Origin of the sequence: Mesorhizobium sanjuanii, from assembly GCF_002529485.1 — a bacterium.
In the GTDB taxonomy this organism is placed as follows: Bacteria; Pseudomonadota; Alphaproteobacteria; order Rhizobiales; family Rhizobiaceae; genus Mesorhizobium; species Mesorhizobium sanjuanii.
Genome location: NZ_NWQG01000094.1, coordinates 1 through 1,705, shown reverse-complemented (window position 1 = coordinate 1,705; position 1,705 = coordinate 1). Strand labels below are relative to the sequence as shown.

At 60.8% G+C, this 1,705-nt stretch carries 3 protein-coding genes; all 3 read left to right on the top strand.

All coding sequences use genetic code 11. The features are described 5' to 3' along the window. Positions 1-457: 457 nt before the first annotated feature. A complete protein-coding gene (locus CN311_RS15915; protein ID WP_097574728.1) occupies positions 458-781 on the top strand; it encodes a hypothetical protein in 324 nt (107 codons plus the stop codon). A 77-nt stretch (positions 782-858) separates the two neighbouring features. Next, positions 859-1,524 (top strand): peptide-methionine (S)-S-oxide reductase MsrA, encoded by a 666-nt coding sequence (msrA, locus tag CN311_RS15910; RefSeq protein WP_097574727.1) that lies wholly within the window; start codon positions 859-861, stop codon positions 1,522-1,524. 1 nt (position 1,525) lies between these two features. After that, a partial coding sequence (locus tag CN311_RS32980) for a hypothetical protein (protein WP_208866506.1) occupies positions 1,526-1,705 on the top strand: 180 nt, incomplete at its 3' end.

Below are 1,705 nucleotides of genomic sequence, written 5' to 3'. Positions count from 1 at the left end.
CCCGTAAACACACTTTCCAGGCGTGCGCCTTCAACCACTCGGCCACCTCTCCGTCTCGGCATGTCGCATCGGCCGGTTTCGCCGCGCGGGTTGGGGGACATGCAACTCCCGTTGAAATCCGGCCCGGAATGTCCGCACCGTGGGCGCCGTCAACCAGCGGCATGCCCTTGGCGCCCAAGCCGTCAAAGCAACAGGCGCGGGGCTCATCTAGTCGATCCGGCGTCGAATGCCAAGCCATAACGGCGCTCTATTCGCTTTGCCGGCCAAAGGTGGTTTTGCCGCGCTGCCGAGGTCGCGCCCGCGATGTGTCGCTCCATGAACGCTGATTGATCAGAAGCTTCAATTTCGCGTGTCGCGATTGCGAACAAGGGGCGCGCGCACTATCTCTTAGCCCGAAACAGACAAATCTGGCCGAAACAGACAAGTCTGGCAAAGTCCCTGGGGAGGGAAGGTCTGGATGCTGCGCTTTCTTTTCCGTCTCGCGGCGATGGTGGCGCTTTCCGTTTCCGTCATCATGGCGGTGCTCGACACGACACGGTCGGTGGCGGCCTCCGCGCTGGTGCTGACCCCGCTCAATACCAGCTGGCTCGCCGTCTCGCCCGATACGCGAAGCGCCTTCGAAAGCTTTGTCCGCGACAAGGCCGGGTCGCTGCTGTGGGACGGCGTCATCGCCTTTGTGCTTAACCAGCCCGGCTTTGCGGTGTTCGCGGTGCTTGCGCTTGTTCTCTACATGATCGGCTACAGGCGGGAGCGGCCGACCGGGCGGTTTGCCCCGACATAATGATCTAGTGACCTTCTGGCGTCCCCAACGAAGAGAAATCCCAAATAATCCCAATAAAGAGAAAGGGAGACTGCTTAATGTTTTTTCTCAGCGATGTGCTGAACAAGAAGCTCAATCTGCCGAAGCCCGCCGAGGCGCTGCCAGGCCGCGCCAAGGCGATCCCGACGGCATCCAGGCATTTTGTCTCGAAGAGGCCACTCAAGGGCCCCTATCCCGAAGGGCTGGAGACGGCGCTGTTCGGGCTGGGCTGCTTCTGGGGCGCCGAGCGCCTGTTCTGGCAGGTCGAGGGCGTGTGGGTCACGGCGGTCGGTTATGCTGGCGGCGTCACCCCCAACCCGACCTACCAGGAAACCTGCACCGGCCTTACCGGCCATGCCGAAGTCGTGCTGGTCGTTTACGACCCGAAGATCGTGTCCTATGCGGAACTGCTGAAGCTGTTCTGGGAGAACCATGACCCGACCCAAGGCATGCGCCAGGGCAACGATGTCGGCACCACCTACCGTTCGGCGATCTACACCTTTGGCGACGGGCAGTACCGGGCGGCGGTGGCGTCGCGCGATGCTTATGAAGCCTCGCTGCGTGGCGCAAATCACGGCAAGATCACCACCGAGATTGCGGCAGCACCCGAATTCTTCTTCGCCGAGGAAGACCATCAGCAATATCTGGCGAAGAACCCCTATGGTTATTGCAATCTGCAAGGCACCGGCGTCGCCTGCGCCATTCCGGCTTCCGTCTCCGCCTGAGTTGACGAGCAAACTTTTGCTTGGATGCATGTCGTTATCCCAAAACCGCTGCGCACTTTTGGGCGACATGCATTTGGTGAAACGAACGAGCGGTGGCGTCGATGCGCGGCGCCACCGCTTTTCCAAGAGGTCAAAATTCCACGTGAATTTTGTTTCGGGCCGTGCCAGATTGACCCCAAGC